The following is a 16,038-nucleotide window of genomic DNA, read 5'->3' as shown; positions in this document are numbered from 1 at the left end:
TGACTTCCAATCTTAACAGCGTATAGCTCAATTCATCATCCTTTAATGATGTCCTTTGCCGCCACCACCGCCGTGATGACCACCGCCGCCACCGCCATGGTGACCTCCGCCGCCACCACTGCCGTGATGACCTCCGCCACCTCCGCCATGGTGACCGCCACCTCCGCTGCCGCCATGGTGACCTCCGCCGCCACCTTGATGGCCTCCGCCCCAGCCACCCCAGCCGCTACCGCCATGATGACCGCCGCCTCCGCTACCGCCATGATGTCCATCTCCGTGGTGTCCACCACCACGATGTCCATCCCAGCCTCCACGGTTACCATTCCAATAACCGCCGCCCCAACCATTGCCACCCCAATACCTTCCGCCACCCCATCCACCAGTTGGATAGTAATAGTTATCTGTAGGGACTACATATTGAGTTGTAGGAGGAACGTATTGCTCCTCTTGATAATATTCAGGTACAGGGACATACCTTTCAGTTTGTACCTGCGGTTGATATCTTGGAGGAGGAGTCGGTATCGGCGCAGATTGAATTTGCACAGGCTGCGGCTTGGTCGTATCTGCAGGTCTATGTGCAGGTAATGTTACATTCGGAATAATAGGAACATTGGCAGAACCTGAAGCAGGCGTATGTAATGGTTGAGAAGGTTTAGCAGGTTTTTTACCGCCGGGCCTTCCGTTAGGTCTATCAGTGCCTGTTGGAGGTAACATAGCGATCACATTGTCAATAATATTGCCTTGTGATCCAGGTGTAAGGAATGGGCCAGGGGCGCCCTTGCCATTTTTACTAATAGCGTCAATCCATTGTTCAATCGTAGGCACGCCTTTGGGCAGAACATATAGTGGTGGCCCATAAGGTCCAAACGTATCAATGATAGTGATCGGAGGAGGAGGTAAAGCATTAATAATCGCAATATCAATAAAAGGAGGATAAGGATAGCCATTATGCGAATACCACCACCATAACCACCAATGATTATGCCAAGGGTAGGACCACCAATCAGCCCATCCCCACCAGATAGGAACGCAGCCGCAACCATCCCAGTATTGTGGATGGAAATGCCAGCAGTGGTTGCATATAGGTAGATAATCCGGATAGCAGCAGGTGCATGATTTAGCAATCTCACCAAAAGGAAGAGGATAAGCATTTTTGCAATCATATGCTGTTCCGCGTGTTTCTAAACTCCAGTCCCAATAGGAGGGTACAAAAAGAAAACCTTCAGGACGCCATATCCACTGAGCGGATTCAAATACCCAGTTGGGGTTGTATTTTTGCCATGAGCCGCTTAGCCACTCAAATTGTCCTGTAGCAGTAGAGAAATTCCAATAGCCGCTGCTCCAGAATGAGTCAGCACCCGGTATCGCTCCTGTATCTTCGTTTTGCGCTGAAGGGGGAGCCGCCTTACTGTAAACCCATTTAGCTTGAGTCTTTGATGGGTCGGGCATCCAAGCCCCTTTTACCCATACCGAGCCGCCATCAACCTCTGTCCAATATCCTGCAGACCAAATATGTTCGGGGGGCGATAATCTCCAAACGCCGCATATCCAGACAAAATCGTTTTTTTCCCTTATCCACGACCAATACCCTGGAATCCAAATAGCTTCAGCATAAGTTGGAGCAGGGGGTTTTTCTTGCTGCGGGGCAGGAGGGGGGGTAGGAATAACTTCCAAAGGGACAGGTGCAGTGGCACGCTGTACAAAAGCTTCATGTATGGGCTGAGAAAGGATGGGTACGGGACCTGCAGAATAAAGATTCCCCGCAACAAGAAGAAAGAAAAGAAATAGTTTTTTCATATGGCCTTCTGTGCAAATAGTAATATTTATTTGAAGTTAGCCTTGAAAAAGGATTCTTGCAATATAATTCGAACCTTATAGATGCGAATAATTTTTAATTATACCATTGGAAATTTCTCTAAGAGATATTTTTATGCTGGTTCATATCAACGAGCAGCAGACTCCCTTAGGATTGGGATGCTAGATGTCAATCAATTTTGATTTGTAATATTAATCTCTGCTTTTGAAAAGTTTCAAAGGATTCCTGTTCTCCTCCCTGAGATAATCTTTTTGTATACAGAGAGGGGATTTTCATATATTCTGTCTAACGAATGTGTTTAACAAGGAGGAGAAATATGCAAAACTTCGTCAGCGAAAAGAAAAAATACTTTATCGAATACCCAGCCCACTGGACCCAAGTCCCTGCATCCCTGTTCGACATTTCCATTTTTGCACCGTCAAAAAATGTAAAGGCTCCTTCAAGTGCAAATATGACTATAGTTTCAGAAGGTATAGAAAATTCAGTAACATTAGATGAAGTCTATTCTGACATTCTTGCGCAGTTTTCAAAAGAAGATCCCAAAATACAAACGGGAGAAAGCACTATTGGTGGTATTGCAAGTAAATGGACTCTGCATACTCAGGCTATGTTTGGCTTAGAAATTAAAGTCTTACAATATATTATTGTAGCTCAGAACAAGAAGTATCTAATTGCATTTAGCGCTGTCCCCTCTGATTTCACTGATTTCCAATCCGAATTTGAAACCATTGCTTCCTCATTCCGACTAAACAGTTAATAGGAATCTTCCCTATTACCCATAGGGAAGTCTATTTTTGGCAAGAATAGCAAAGAGGGGATTAATCGTCGTTTTTTCCAGGCTTTTTGCGTAGACGTTTTTTTTCAGAGTCTTTCTCTTTTTTTACTCTGTTTTTTAGTTTAACCGATTTCGAAACCCGTGTAGGAATGCGTTTTGGCTTACGATAATTAAGCTTTTCCACAGATTCACGTAATTTTGAAATGCAGTCTTGCTTATTAGCATATTGACTGCGCCCTTTCTGACTTGTGACAACAATGCCTGAAGGTAGGTGCGTTAGACGGACAGCGCTGTCTGTAACATTGACATGCTGTCCGCCGCTACCGCTGGAACGATACGTTTCAACTTTGCATTCGCTTAGAAGGGCATCTTCGTCATCGGGTAATATAATTCTAGACATATCTTACCCGTGATCCCTTTATTGATAACCCGGTTATTCCTGGGTACGTTTAATGTGCGCAGCTTTTCTTTCCGCAAGAATAACCTTACGCTCTTCTGGAGTAACGTAAAGTGTACCTGCAGGAAGAGCTTTAGCCAAATCCTTTCTGTCGACGACCCTCATGTTTACAGAAGGTTTAACGGGATCTGTCTTAATAGAAACGTTTTGCCATCTAACTTGCATTGTTCCGTTGAGTAAGCCTGCAGTGTCAAGCCAGTTGTAAACACCCGGGTCTTCATGCGAAATCACAAAAGTATAAGTGCCATCTGTATTTGGGACAGCTTGTTTATTGTTTAAACTGCATTGATGTGTTGCCGGATCCAGTGTAATTGTCCAAGGCCCTGTGATGGGAAAAACAAAATACGTTGCCGCACCTAAGTTCACATCCGCTACCAGAACCTGGTCTGCGTCAATTTCAAAATGTCCGAAACTTGCCGCTTGTGTCACAAGTGTACCTAATGTTTCAGATTGTGAAGGCTGAGGTAATGTGTTCTCACAGTTCCAATCGGTTTTGACTTCAAATGCGCCAAAGACGTAAGCAAAAATAGCCCCATCTAACAAATCGTAAGTCTCATCAATAATATCTTGGTCTGTCCTTTTAGGAGGTCTGGGAGAATAATCTACACGGCTTACTGTTAAATAGTCCGGAGTTTCAGTATTCCAATCACCCAAATTATTGCGGATAAACAATTGCACAGCGTCACTTGTAGATTGAATGTGATTGACACGTCCGTTTGCAGGATAAGGGTCCACGGTTAAAGTGTAATCGCCCTTCTCATCCAGTACAATGTCACTTCCTTTAAGATATGTAACGGTACGCTGAGTGTTCACATCTTTAATCAGTGAAAAAACGATATCAGTAGGTCCGGGATTATATCGATGTCCTTGAATTTCATAAGAATAGCTTCCGGAAATAGGGATTGTGCGATAGATACAGTCGGGGTTATCGTAGGAATAGCGTCCGCCCGGAACATCTAAGTTAAACCATTTCCTTGGAGTTGAATCTACCCAATAAACTTTAGGGAAGTAAGGGTCGTTATTGGCAGCTTTTTGGATAGTGCTAAAGACGAGCTCATCGACAGTTTGATCTAGCAGCTCTTTCTCCCTGTCGGTCAATAATTCGCCATTAAATAACTTATATAAATTGCGGGCTTTGTTTCGCTTCGATTGAAATTTTTCCTGATTATATATCCTTATGGAAAGATCATCCAAAGCGGCATTTTGTACCGTTGCCAATGGATTTTCTGGAGGGGGTAAGCTTGAAAGAGTAGAGGATAATAGCATCAGAGACGTTAAAATTAATTTGTACATAATCACCTATCCGTTTAGGTATTTCCACTCCCTGATAGCAGAGCCCAAATTTGTATCAAAGAATAAATATAAAATTTTCCACTACGAATTCCTCAGCGTGAGTGAATAATAGTTTTTTTAAATGGTTTAGTAATTATATTGATTAGTTAGTAATGAAATAACTTACATCTAACTAGAAAAATTTACTTGTTCTAAATACTACATCTGTAATAGAATAAGTGTTCAAATAAGGAGTAATCATGGTCAAGCGCGCTTTTGGCGAACTGGAGTCACAAATATTATACATCTTGAAGAGCGGTGAGAGAAAAACTGTAAAAGATGTACATCAATCTCTAGGTGGCTTGGATAACTACAATACGATTATGACCGTAATGAGCCGGCTTGCAGAAAAAAAACTTCTAGCAAGGGAGAGAGTTGGGCTTCAATATGAATATTGGACTCTTAAAGCAACCAATACAGTTTCCATTCTCGATAAGATTAAGCAAAAGTTTTTTGGTATTAAAACCTCCGCAATAGTCAGCCATTTAATAGAATCAGCCGAAGACTTAACCGATGACGAATTAGCCGAAATGGAACAGATGGTCCGTAAAATGAGAGAGTCTAAAAAGTGAGCTTTGAGCCTATCTTCCTATTTTCCTTTATTATTAGTTCAACATTAGCGTTTTTTACTTCCGCCCTAGTTGTGGAGTTAATCATACGCTTCTCCAATTTGAAGAAATACCGTCTCAACTATTTATTGCGGTTTCTGCCATTTGTGAGTGTCCTTATTGAATTTTTAACCTTCGAATATAGTATCGGGAATTGGCTTAATCCTTTAAGTTGCTATAGCTGCGTTCAGAAAGTCCTGCTAGGTACATTCTTTCCCAACCTCCAGATATATCTGCAGAACAATGAAATTTCTTTAGTAAAATATTTATCTTTTCAGGACTCCTACAATATAGGCCTTTATTCTGTAGTAATTATCGGCAGCATAGCCTTCCTTAAGATTTACCGGACATTGCTTATCACCCTTCAGGCTAATACCTATATAAATGATGTCATAGCGAATGGAAGCAACATCCTTTATCCCATGCTAAGCACCCCACTAAAACTACAGCTAGAATCAAATAATGTTTTAGTTGTAGAAAGCTCAGCAATCCATATTCCCCTAGCAACATATCTCAAGACAATTGTAATACCGTCCCACCTGAAGAACTTATCTGATGAAGAGCTTGAAGCTGTCATTGCTCATGAATACGAACATGTACTATGGAAGGATCCTCAGGCCAAATTTCTAATTAACATCTTTTCTGCAGTTTTCTGGTGGATACCTACACAGTATTGGATCGATAAAATAGAAGAAGATCAAGAAATGAGCTGTGATCAGGGAATACAGAAATACCACTTAATAGAAGAAAATCTCGCCTCAGCCATAGTTAAAATAGCTTCAGGTATAAAAGATAGAAAACTCATGAATACCTGCTATCTAACACAAAAAGGAAGTCAGATATTAAAAAGAGTAAGGATTCTTATGAAAAGTAATTCAAAGGAAAAATTCAGCATTTTAAGCCTTGCAATAACATCTACAGGATTACTTATCGCAGCTTTGTGCCTATTTAGCTAAATAAATTTGCAGAATAAAACTACAACTGTAGTTTAACGTCTGCGCAGGGTGTTAATTAATCGCTTTTGAGTACTTTGCTGCCTTTTAATACTACGATTGTAGTTTTAAAAGGCAGCAAATCAATAGCTAATGGAACCGCTTGTTTAAAAATACTACATTCGTAGTTAATGAAAGGAGTATGAATGTTTCGTTTAAATGGAAATTCAAACCAAATCTCTTGGGTTGGCGGTAGTGTCGTTGGGCATTCTATCGATAAATATACAAATGAAATTGATCTTACAGAAGGATTTGGGGCGTTCGATAGCATATTCAATTTATCGTATGCTCTGAGTGGCAGAGCCCTGGATATTGGGGGAGGAGCTAGTGATGCAAACTGTGCCTATGTTGCACAGCGTTATCTGTTAGATTCCGTTGTATATGATCCTTATATGAGAGACCCTACACATAATCAAAAGGTGTTAGCAGTTGCGAAAAAGCGGCCCTTTGATATCGCATTTTCGTTAAGTATTCTTAACGTCATTAATGATGAGGAATCGAGGAAAAATCACATCCGGCTGTGTTTAAGCACATTAAAGCCTAGTGGGAAAGCCATATTTAAAGTCTGGTCCGGAGATAACTCCGGAATAGGAAAACTCACACAATCCGGTTATCAAAGCAACTTAGACATAGAAAAATATTTTGATGAAATAGCAGCAGTCTTTGGAAAAGATAGGGTCAAATTTGATGAACAACAAAAAGCATTCATCTGCTTCAATAACCGAGATACTTATCCCAGCGGCAGCGTGTTCCTAGTATAACTTTATGGAAAGATGCATTCTAATTTTCTCATTATCCCTAACATATTGTCATTAGCTTGGCTATTTTACGCTGCTTCTTAAAATTAAAGCGCTCAGATATATGAGAGTTTCTTTTTTGTGCCTTTAACACCAATAGTAATGTGAAAATTATGATCGTTTAACATCGGTTTTAAGCCTTGATTAACACGGATTTCTGAAAGTCGAGGACAATCAATCTCTAAGATAGCAGCTTGGGTAACATTCCAAAAATCTGGACGGATGACTTTGAAAGACTTAAGAGTAAATTGAATTTTTTCCCTGGAAATACTAGTAATCTTATTAGATTGGGCTTCTCTATTAGAAATAATGGATGCGTGGGCTTCAATTTTATCCTTTCCAAAGAAGGGAGGAGCTATAAAACCAAGCTTACTTAAGATGGGTAATATATCGTATACAAAGTGATTATTTACTGATAGATACGTAAATTTTTGAGCGTTTTGTTTAATATGCCCCTCTAAACTTATGGTGCTTGCCACAGCTAGTATTTCTTTCTCCAGCGTGAGAGCTAGAGATAGTTTAAAGGTAGAAATTGCTTTGTGAAGTTCTCCTTCACCATATTGAATAAGTCCGTCGTTATAAAGCGCCTCTTGTTCTTCTGCTAACTGAAGATGTGCTTTTCTTAAAGCAATTTCTTTTCTAAATGAATGTTCCGGTATTGTTGAATCACATTGTATAAAAGTTCTGCTTTTAAGTTCGTAGAAATAGTAATTCAATAGCTCAATTTTTTTGTTTTGAAGGTATGACGGATCTGTGAGGTGTTTGGTAAGCACTTTTTTATCCGAAATAAACCTTAAAAGATGAGTCCCCACGTCCCTAACTAAGGCGAGCACTGCGCGGTTGCCGTTCATTGTAGATGTTTTAATGAGTTCTTCAAGCTGAAGACTAGAGTTGACTTTTGAATAAAGCGGCATGCCATCGTTAATATTTCTTTCAAGGCTTACAGGGATAACTTTAGGAACTTGCAGTGCCAATCCTTGCAGCGCTAAACTAGGAATGCAGTGACCTGTAAACGGCATCTTCCTTTGTCTTGGTGGCATAACTGCCAGATTGACCCAAAAAGGATGTTGATTTTCAATTTTTCTCGGCAAACCGACAGATTCCCGAATGTTCTCAACGTCTTCTGATTCAATAAAGCAAATGACGCTTCCATTCATTTGAATTTCAAATCCTATTAACTTTGCTGTTACAATAGGATTAGACAAAATATTTTGAAGTTGCCGTCCAATAAAGGACGATTCATGAGGGGAAAAAAAATGAAACACTGGTCTACAAAGCGTAAAACCTTCTAAGTTTAATAATTGAGCCATGTGGAGGAAATGAGACGAGGGAATGTCAATTTCAAGACTGTAATATTCACTCATACTAATTCTACCCTCAAAGCTCCCCTTAGCAGCATCCGCATGCATTGCAGCCTTTAAGTATCCATATTTATTGTTTTTAACTTCTCCAGGCCAGTTTTCTCTCAATTTTTTTCTAAAGTAGACTTCATCAAGGTAAGAATTTGAAGATGGAATAGCTTCTTGGAGAGGTTTAGCTTCATTTTCAAGAGGGTTTATGGCAAAGCATTTGAGTTCTGAAAATTGCTTACGTTTTAAATAATCAGGATCAGTAGCGATTTTTACCATGACCTTATTCCCATCCACAAAATAGCTGGAGTTGTCGATTCTTCGGACATGTGCTAATAAATAGGGTGTTCTCGTATTCCAGGCTCTAGAGATGCAATCTTCGAAAGTAAGGCATCCTTGTAAATATTTAGCCTTTATCTGGGTATCTAAACGTGTATAAAGAGGGATACCCTCTGAAGAGTCTAGAGGAATATCAATATAATTGGGGATGGGGGTGCAGCGAGGTGCTCCAATAAAAGAATTGAAAGAAAACATTGCTAACTCCTAAAAATAAAGTAATATAATAAATTAATGGATTATTTTACTGAATAAGATTTTTAAAGCTTTTGAAGTATTTAAAATGACTATCGTTCTCTTCCGAAAAAATAAATACAATTTATAAGTAATAAAATTATACTCAGACACGCTTCAAGCAATAAAAAATAGGAGCATTCGCTTGATTTTGAAATGTTTTTTATTTTAAATGGGATGGTTTATAATTAATTGAAACCATTTGGTGGGGTAAATAATGCCGACAGTATATACACGTACAGATCTTATTAATGCCCTAGAGACCGGAATTTTAAATAATAAACCATTTAATACACTTATTAATGAAGAACAGTTCTATTCCCACCCAGAATTATATTCCGTAGCTCAAGAAATATTTACCAACCATAGTAATAAACCGGATGAAGCTCTAGTTAGAGTCTATTCTGTCCTCACTTCAAGCAACGTAAACAGTTTGCCAAGCTTCTATCAAGTTTTTGAAAAGAGAAACTTTAACGATACCATTTACAAATGCGAGAAAGCTTTCTGTGAGAATTTTAAAGAATTTTATCCCAAGCATCTAGCTAACACCGGAAGACCGATCAAAAATGAAAATCATTCGGAAAGTAATTACCTACAAGATATCTCCCTAATGGAGAATACGGTAAAAGGACTTTCCGAACCTGAAAAATCAGTCTTACTTAATGATTTGAACGAAATAAAAAAACATCTTTTACACGACGACCTTCCCTCAGCAGAAAACGAAATGAAAAAAATGCTTAAAGATTGTCTTGCTCATGATGCTAGCGGAAAATTAACCAGCGAAATCGATGCAAAACAATTTCTCTTAACAGGGCACTATAATAATACTAAGAAGTCCTATGCTGTTTTGGAGAGCGAATTTGTTATGGTCGAAAAAGGTATTGAAACCTCAGGCGAGGAGTTGGTGTTGCAACTTCAAAAAATGGTTTCCCAAAGCCATGGTATTATGCCTGCAGAGAAGCAGGGGATTATTGAAGGATTTGTTCGACTAGAAAAAATTAATAAACAAATGAGAGAAAATTTTAGTGAGGTTAAGGGGATAAAAATTAAGGCACTTAGTGAGGTTGATAGCCCCATAGATGAATTCTGTAGAAATCTTTCAAATTGTAAGAATCTTATGTATTTAGATTTGGATTTTAGCGCCTTATCACCTTCGCAAGCTGATAAAATAGGATCGGCAATAGGCAAGCTTCCAAATTTAATTTCCTTGAGAATTAGTAGGGTTACGGAGGGAGAGCACCTAAGTAATTTTATTAGCCAATTAGGTTCAATGACCAAGCTTTCTACATTCGAATTATCAGGCTATCCTTATTCTCAGCAAGTACTTAAAGAGATATCAAATAAAATTCAAAAAATGCCTTCTAAAATTGGAGAAGACCGATATGTCTTTAAACAACCGCTTCCAAAACCCCACCTTGTAATAAAATCACAACTGGAGGTGGCACAAAGGTATGAAAATCTCACAGAAGTTACCAAAAAGTTGATGGAAAACTACAAAACTATTCGATCGATATCTGTTACAGGTCTTGATGAAGAAAAAGATGCAGTATTTCAATTTTGTGAACATGTTGTTTACTGTACTAACCTTGACGAAGTGAGATTAGATTTTAAAAAACTTACCTATTCGCAGGCTTTTATCATTGGAATAACGCTTCAGAATATGCCGCACATCAAAGTATTAGAAATTTCAGGCATTAAGGATCGAGATGCTTTAATCGAATTTATTAAATATTTAGGACCCTTCAAAGAACTTCATACATTAAGGTTAACACAATGTTACTGTGATTTGGAGGTTTTAGATAAATTAGAGAAAAGATTGAAAAGACTATCAAGTCCTATAAACCTAGACTTATCCGAAAACCAACTAAGCAACCATATGCAATATTTCTTAGAATTTCTTAGAAATGTTTCAAATGTTACCGCCTTGACCGTGCAAAAAAATGGATTTAGCAAGTTTCAAATCGAAGATATTGAAAATGAATTAAATTCGATTAAAATAAAAAAAATTGATTTATCTAATAATACGGATTAATTCAATTTTACAGTCCTGTTTTTCTTTCCAACTCTTCAGGATAACGGTCACCGACGACATTAGTTTTTTCAAGTGTGAAATGAATCTCGTTCAGTTCCTGAGATGTCAATGCTAGATTTACTGCACCGATATTTTCTTCAAGTCGTGTGAGTTTAGTGGTACCGGGAATAGGTACAATCCACGGTTTTTGGGCTAGTAGCCACGCAAGGGCTATTTGAGCTGGCGTCGCTTTTTTTTCTGCAGCTATTTTTATAAGCAGATCCACCAATACCTGATTGGATTCGATGGCATCTGGCGTAAAACGAGGAAGAAGGTTACGAAAATCCGTTTTTTCAAATTTTGTATCTTTATCCATTTTTCCTGTAAGAAATCCTCTACCCAACGGACTGTACGCTACAAGGCCTATTCCCAGTTCTTCCAATGTAGACAACAATTCTTCTTCCGGACGTCTCCACCAAAGGGAGTATTCGTTTTGAACTGCAGTAAGAGGCTGAACAGCATGTGCACGGCGGATCGTTTTTACCCCAGCTTCAGACAAGCCAAAATGTTTTACCTTACCTGCCTGAATTAGATCTTTTACAGCGCCAGCCACCTCTTCAATTGGTACAAGGGGGTCCACACGATGTTGATAGTACAAGTCAATCACATCTGTTTTTAGTCGTTTAAGTGAACCTTCTACGACTGCTCTAATGTGTTCGGGCCTACTATCTACCCCGTTCAAAGGAACTTCACCTTCCATTCCTGTTTTAAAACCGAATTTAGTCGCAATAATAACCCGGTCACGGAAAGGAGCTAAAGCTTCTCCTACCAATTCTTCATTGGCAAAAGGACCGTAAATTTCTGCCGTATCAAAAAAAGTGATTCCTTTTTCAACCGCTGATCGAATAAGCTTAATCATTTCATTTTTATCATGGCCTCCGCCGTAGCCAAAACTCATACCCATACAGCCCAATCCTAGTGCGGAGACTTCCAAATTACTCTTTCCAAGCTTTCGTTTTTGCATAACATTCCTTTTAATAATTTAGTTTATGTCTACCATCAAACGCACAGAAAATCAACGACTGTTTACTGAAACATAGCTAATTGTACTCTTAATTAAAAATTTACATTTATGTCATATACTTGGAAGAATACAAAACTTATGAATATCTGAATGAAGATTAATTAGGATTGTTATTATTTTTTAATTTTAAATATGAGATTTTGTTAACATGATTAAAAAAGTACTGTTTTTCTATCTTTTTGCTTTTTCTCTCTTTCTGAATCTAGAAAGCTTTGAAGATAAAAGTATGAGCGTGATTGAGCACCCTATCGCAATTATTGAAACAAATTATGGTTCAATGGAGATTCTTTTATTTCCCGAAGTGGCCCCTAAAGCTGTTGAAAACTTTATTCTATTATCAGAAGCGGGCTTTTATAATAATTCTTCTTTTCATCGGGTAATTCCAGATTTTATGATTCAAGGAGGGGATTACACAAAAGGCGATGGAACGGGGGGACAGTCCATTTGGGGAACAGACTTTAAAGATGAATTTTCAAAGACCGTTCTTTTTGATATGCCTGGAAGACTAGCGATGGCTAATATGGGAAAAAATACTAATGGGAGTCAATTTTTTATTACAACCAAAGCCACGCCTTGGTTAAATAAAAAGCATACTATTTTTGGACAAGTTGTAAAAGGGTTTGAAAACGTACAAATAATCGAATCGTTAGGTTCTCCCTCGGGTAAAATTTATCAACCCTGGTTTGGAAAAGAAATAGAACTACCTATAATCATAAATATCCAAATTATTCGATAGGTTTCTTTGAATCGGTCAAGTTTAAAAACTATACCAAAGAGATAGCATTTTAGCTTCTTCTCAATACACTCTAAAGGCATGTAAAAATTAAGTGATTTGTGGAACTTTCACTGGAAATATCTCGAACTACCTGCTAATCTGACAACTCAAAAAAACTTTTGCTACGAAGAGGCCGCATGAGAAAATCTTTGATAAACTTATCCATGTTCGCAATTCTTCTCTGCATTAGTCCCTCTTTTTGTTGTTATGGGCAAATAAACTCCGGTGAAGGTACTCCATATTATCGTTTTGCTCTGGTAAGAGATCTTTCGGACGCATTTGAAGACAGCTTAAAGATCAATCCACCCCTAATACCCATCAATATTCATTTAGCAAGGCAGCAACATGAGAACTATATACAATTGCTGGAAAAGTTAGTTCCTGAAGTCCTGCGTTTAGAAGGCGATCCCCATCATCCCGATTGTAATTTTATCGAAGATACGGCGATAGTTGTGGACGACCTGGCTGTCATTAGTAGGATGGGTGCTTTGGAAAGAAGAGGTGAAGAAGTACCTGTTGCAGAGGCTATCAAGAAGTTGGGAATAAAGAAAATACATCTTAAATTTCCCTGCACAATGGATGGTGGAGACATATTGTATACAGGAAAACACCTTTTTGTTGGTCTTTCTCATCGAACAAATGAATATGCCCTCAAACAGCTCAAAGAAATTTTTAAAGGAAAAACTGAAGTTATAGGTATTCCTGTCATTGAGGGACTTCATCTTAAATCTGTTATAAGCTTATTTGATTCTGAGACTCTTATTGTTGCAGCTACCCCTGCTGGAATGAAAATCAAAGAAGAAATTGAATCCTCAACAAACGATGACTACAGGTTTGTTTCAGTACCAGAATCTGTAGCTTCCAACGTGTTGAGGATAGGTTCTACCCTAATAGTTCAGGAAGGGTTCCCCCGAAGCGAATCCATCCTCAAAGATCTGTGTGACCAAAAGTTTGTCACTTTGGTAAAAATAAATATGTCTGAGCTAATAAAAGCCGATGGCGCCTTAACTTGTGGAAGCCTACTCTTTTAATAAAATAACTACTTAGAGGGGTTCCGATGCAATGGTCAGAATTTTCATTTATGCTCAAACCATCACCACTTGGCGGTGTAGGCGTTTTTTCAACCCATGATATACCTGCAGGGACACATCTCTTCAGCTCAGATTTTGAGATTAGAACGATGAAAGTTAAAGATGTTCCTGCCTCATTACGAAAATACTGCATATATATCAGTGATGAAGAGTGCCTATGTCCCGAACGTTTTGATCGTATGGAAATAGGCTGGTATATCAATCACTCGTCCACGCCAAATATTGCCAAAATGAGCCGCGTGTCTAATGCCCAAGCAGTTGAAAATATAAAAGAACGTACTATTTATGCCATTCAAGATATTAAGGAAGGGGATGAAATTCTGATCGACTACAATTATCTTGACGAACCGGAACACCTAAAAGAAGAGTATTACAAACAGAAGTAATTCTCACTGAAAGACTTTAATCCGATAAAAATTTGAATCATTGCATATGAAAAATATTACCACTTTGTCCGGTGTTGAAATGCCGTGTTTACTCTATGGAACGGCATGGAAAAAAGATAAAACAGCTGACTTGGTCACCCAGGCCGTTAAATACGGATTCAGAGGAATTGATACAGCTTGTCAACCCAAACATTACAATGAGGCTGGCGTCGGAGAGGCTATTCAACGGCTGGGCATGGTGGGCATTGCTCGTGGGGATTTATATATCCAAACAAAGTTTACTCCATTAAATGGTCAAGACCCACTCAACATACCTTATGATAGAAGTGCTCCTTTGAGCGAGCAAGTAGCACAATCTTTCGAAGTATCTAAGAAAAATCTTGGTGTCAGCTATGTAGATGGCCTGATTCTTCACTCTCCGTTAGAAAATATAGATCGAACGATGATCGTATGGCAAGCTATGGAACACATCTACAACCTGAAAGGAACCCATCAGATTGGCATAAGTAACTGTTATGATTTAGAAATATTGAAACAGTTATATGAGGGTGCCAACATTAAGCCGGCTGTTTTACAGAATCGCTTTTATGCAGACACAGGTTATGACAACGAGATCCGTAAGTGGTGTCAAGAACACAGAATTATTTATCAAAGTTTTTGGACCCTTACAGCCAATCCACAGATTCTTTCGAGTAAAACATTGCAAAATGCAGCTCAAACATATGAAAAAACTGCAGCGCAAATTTTCTTTCGATTTTTAGTAGAGATAGGCATTGTTCCGTTGACAGGGACTTGCTCCGATAAACACATGAAAGATGATCTTGAGATATTTAATTTCGACCTTCCAAAAGCTGTAGTACAAGAAATCGCATCCCTACTTGTTTGAGTGGTCTGAAGGGATAAACCTGTCTTAGCATAGTAGTGAGACGACTTGACCTTGCGCTTCTACATAACTTTCTATGACAATCTTCTTACATTTAGACTGCGAAGCAGTATTTTGCCACGAAGTGGCTAACATCATGTAGCCACTTCGTGGCAAAATACTGCTTCGCAGTTACTTATGAGTAATGGTGAGTAAGCCTTAAAATTAATTAATAGAAAGTTATGTACTTTCGCTGGTGAACGAATTGGCGAGAAAGCGCCTTTAGGGGTGCCCAAAGATTTTAATTTTGATATTTAGAATCTAACATTCAATACACTACTAACATTTGATCTTCCATTGCCTCTTTAACAGATTTGCAATGGCCAAATTCATTAATAATTATCTTGATTTCAAGATTTATATAACCATGATTATCAAATGTAATTTTAGGAAAATGCTCAAAATAGCATTCTGAAATGTACTTAAGTTTATCTCTTGAAGGTTCATTTTCATCAGTTGATAGGGCATAATCTCTAAAAATATTGATCAGAATAAGCTCATGTTTGTTATTAATAATGTCTCTTTGTACTGTAGGTGTTTTATCTTTCAGTTCGTTGTAATATCGATTAGTCGTTTCTACCGCCTCTTGGCGTGTTTTGTCTCTAAAATCTTGTAGACCTTGAGGTAACGTTGCAGGAGAATCGCTAGATGTAGGTGATTCTGCAATAACTGTAGTATTATCTAATTCCGCCATTGTTCTTTTGAATTGGTCAAAGCATGCAGTATGAGAATCTGAAAACCAAGTGGCTGCAAATCCGATTATTGTCATAGGAATTGTAATCACATATCCAAAAACTAGGAGGGCGGCAGCATAGCAACTTTCTGTAGTAGAAATCACTTTTAAAGAATATAACCCACTTTCATATGTATAGGTGTAGCCACACAGGATGCGAAGAGGGTGTAAGCAAAAATTGCCTGTTGTCTCAAAGAAATCCGGAGCATCTCTATCTGTAATTTCATTGAAACTACTTAGGATCCTTTCAGTTATAGTCATTATATCTCTTTTTTTTGTTATTTTAATTGTTATTTATAACTTATAAAGATATTAATAACAATTAAAATAACAAAAAACA

At 38.3% G+C, this 16,038-nt stretch carries 14 protein-coding genes and 1 pseudogene; 9 read left to right on the top strand and 6 right to left on the bottom strand.

Translation table 11 applies throughout. From position 1 onward, the window contains the following. Positions 1-42 precede the first annotated feature (42 nt). Positions 43-1,797: a hypothetical protein gene (locus WC222_08945; protein MFA6916509.1), complete on the bottom strand. Its 1,755-nt coding sequence runs from the start codon at positions 1,795-1,797 to the stop codon at positions 43-45. 335 nt (positions 1,798-2,132) lie between these two features. On the opposite strand from WC222_08945, the gene WC222_08940 reads away from it, so the two are divergent. Further along, positions 2,133-2,573: a hypothetical protein gene (locus WC222_08940; GenBank protein ID MFA6916508.1), complete on the top strand. Its 441-nt coding sequence runs from the start codon at positions 2,133-2,135 to the stop codon at positions 2,571-2,573. Positions 2,574-2,634: 61 nt separating this feature from the next. Here WC222_08940 and WC222_08935 read toward each other — a convergent pair. Both WC222_08935 and WC222_08930 read right to left on the bottom strand, forming a co-directional pair. Continuing rightward, positions 2,635-2,949 (bottom strand): annotated as a pseudogene (locus tag WC222_08935) (peptide chain release factor-like protein). A gap of 75 nt (positions 2,950-3,024) precedes the next feature. Then, positions 3,025-4,341, bottom strand: a complete 1,317-nt coding sequence (locus WC222_08930; GenBank protein MFA6916507.1) for a hypothetical protein — start codon at positions 4,339-4,341, stop codon at positions 3,025-3,027. A 239-nt stretch (positions 4,342-4,580) separates the two neighbouring features. Here WC222_08930 and WC222_08925 point away from each other — a divergent pair, with 239 nt between their 5' ends. From WC222_08925 to WC222_08915, 3 genes are all read left to right on the top strand, one after another. Further along, the gene (locus tag WC222_08925) at positions 4,581-4,952 is read left to right on the top strand and encodes a BlaI/MecI/CopY family transcriptional regulator (protein MFA6916506.1); all 372 of its coding nucleotides are present in this window, start codon (positions 4,581-4,583) and stop codon (positions 4,950-4,952) included. Then, positions 4,949-5,944, top strand: a complete 996-nt coding sequence (locus WC222_08920; protein ID MFA6916505.1) for a M56 family metallopeptidase — start codon at positions 4,949-4,951, stop codon at positions 5,942-5,944. Before WC222_08925 ends, WC222_08920 begins: the two co-directional genes overlap by 4 nt. Positions 5,945-6,126: 182 nt before the next feature. Beyond that, on the top strand, positions 6,127-6,741 hold the full coding sequence (locus WC222_08915) for a hypothetical protein (GenBank protein MFA6916504.1): 615 nt from the start codon (positions 6,127-6,129) through the stop codon (positions 6,739-6,741). 92 nt (positions 6,742-6,833) lie between these two features. On the opposite strand, the gene WC222_08910 is transcribed toward WC222_08915, so the two are convergent. After that, entirely contained in the window at positions 6,834-8,660 is a 1,827-nt protein-coding gene (locus WC222_08910) for a hypothetical protein (GenBank protein MFA6916503.1), read from the bottom strand. A gap of 253 nt (positions 8,661-8,913) precedes the next feature. Between WC222_08910 and WC222_08905 the strand changes: the two genes are divergently transcribed. After that, positions 8,914-10,728: a hypothetical protein gene (locus WC222_08905; GenBank protein ID MFA6916502.1), complete on the top strand. Its 1,815-nt coding sequence runs from the start codon at positions 8,914-8,916 to the stop codon at positions 10,726-10,728. A 7-nt stretch (positions 10,729-10,735) separates the two neighbouring features. Here WC222_08905 and WC222_08900 read toward each other — a convergent pair whose 3' ends face one another. Further along, complete coding sequence (locus WC222_08900; protein ID MFA6916501.1) at positions 10,736-11,731, bottom strand: aldo/keto reductase; 996 nt, start codon at positions 11,729-11,731, stop codon at positions 10,736-10,738. Between the two features lie 208 nt (positions 11,732-11,939). On the opposite strand from WC222_08900, the gene WC222_08895 reads away from it, so the two are divergent. The 4 genes from WC222_08895 to WC222_08880 all read left to right on the top strand — a co-directional run bounded on the left by WC222_08895 (position 11,940) and on the right by WC222_08880 (position 14,929). Beyond that, positions 11,940-12,527 carry a peptidylprolyl isomerase gene (locus WC222_08895; protein MFA6916500.1) on the top strand — a complete coding sequence of 196 codons (588 nt, stop codon included), beginning with the start codon at positions 11,940-11,942 and terminating at the stop codon, positions 12,525-12,527. Between the two features lie 176 nt (positions 12,528-12,703). After that, a complete protein-coding gene (locus WC222_08890) occupies positions 12,704-13,597 on the top strand; it encodes an arginine deiminase family protein (protein MFA6916499.1) in 894 nt (297 codons plus the stop codon). Positions 13,598-13,623: 26 nt separating this feature from the next. Next, entirely contained in the window at positions 13,624-14,043 is a 420-nt protein-coding gene (locus tag WC222_08885; protein MFA6916498.1) for an SET domain-containing protein, read from the top strand. 79 nt (positions 14,044-14,122) lie between these two features. Then, a complete protein-coding gene (locus WC222_08880) occupies positions 14,123-14,929 on the top strand; it encodes an aldo/keto reductase (protein MFA6916497.1) in 807 nt (268 codons plus the stop codon). Positions 14,930-15,233: 304 nt separating this feature from the next. On the opposite strand, the gene WC222_08875 is transcribed toward WC222_08880, so the two are convergent. After that, complete coding sequence (locus WC222_08875; protein ID MFA6916496.1) at positions 15,234-15,959, bottom strand: hypothetical protein; 726 nt, start codon at positions 15,957-15,959, stop codon at positions 15,234-15,236. Positions 15,960-16,038: the final 79 nt, after the last annotated feature.

The sequence above is a fragment of the Parachlamydiales bacterium genome, assembly GCA_041671045.1.
Lineage (GTDB): Bacteria > Chlamydiota > Chlamydiia > Chlamydiales > JABDDJ01 > JABDDJ01.
The sequence above is the reverse complement of the archived record's forward strand: the minus strand, read 5'-3'. Positions and strand labels throughout refer to the sequence as shown.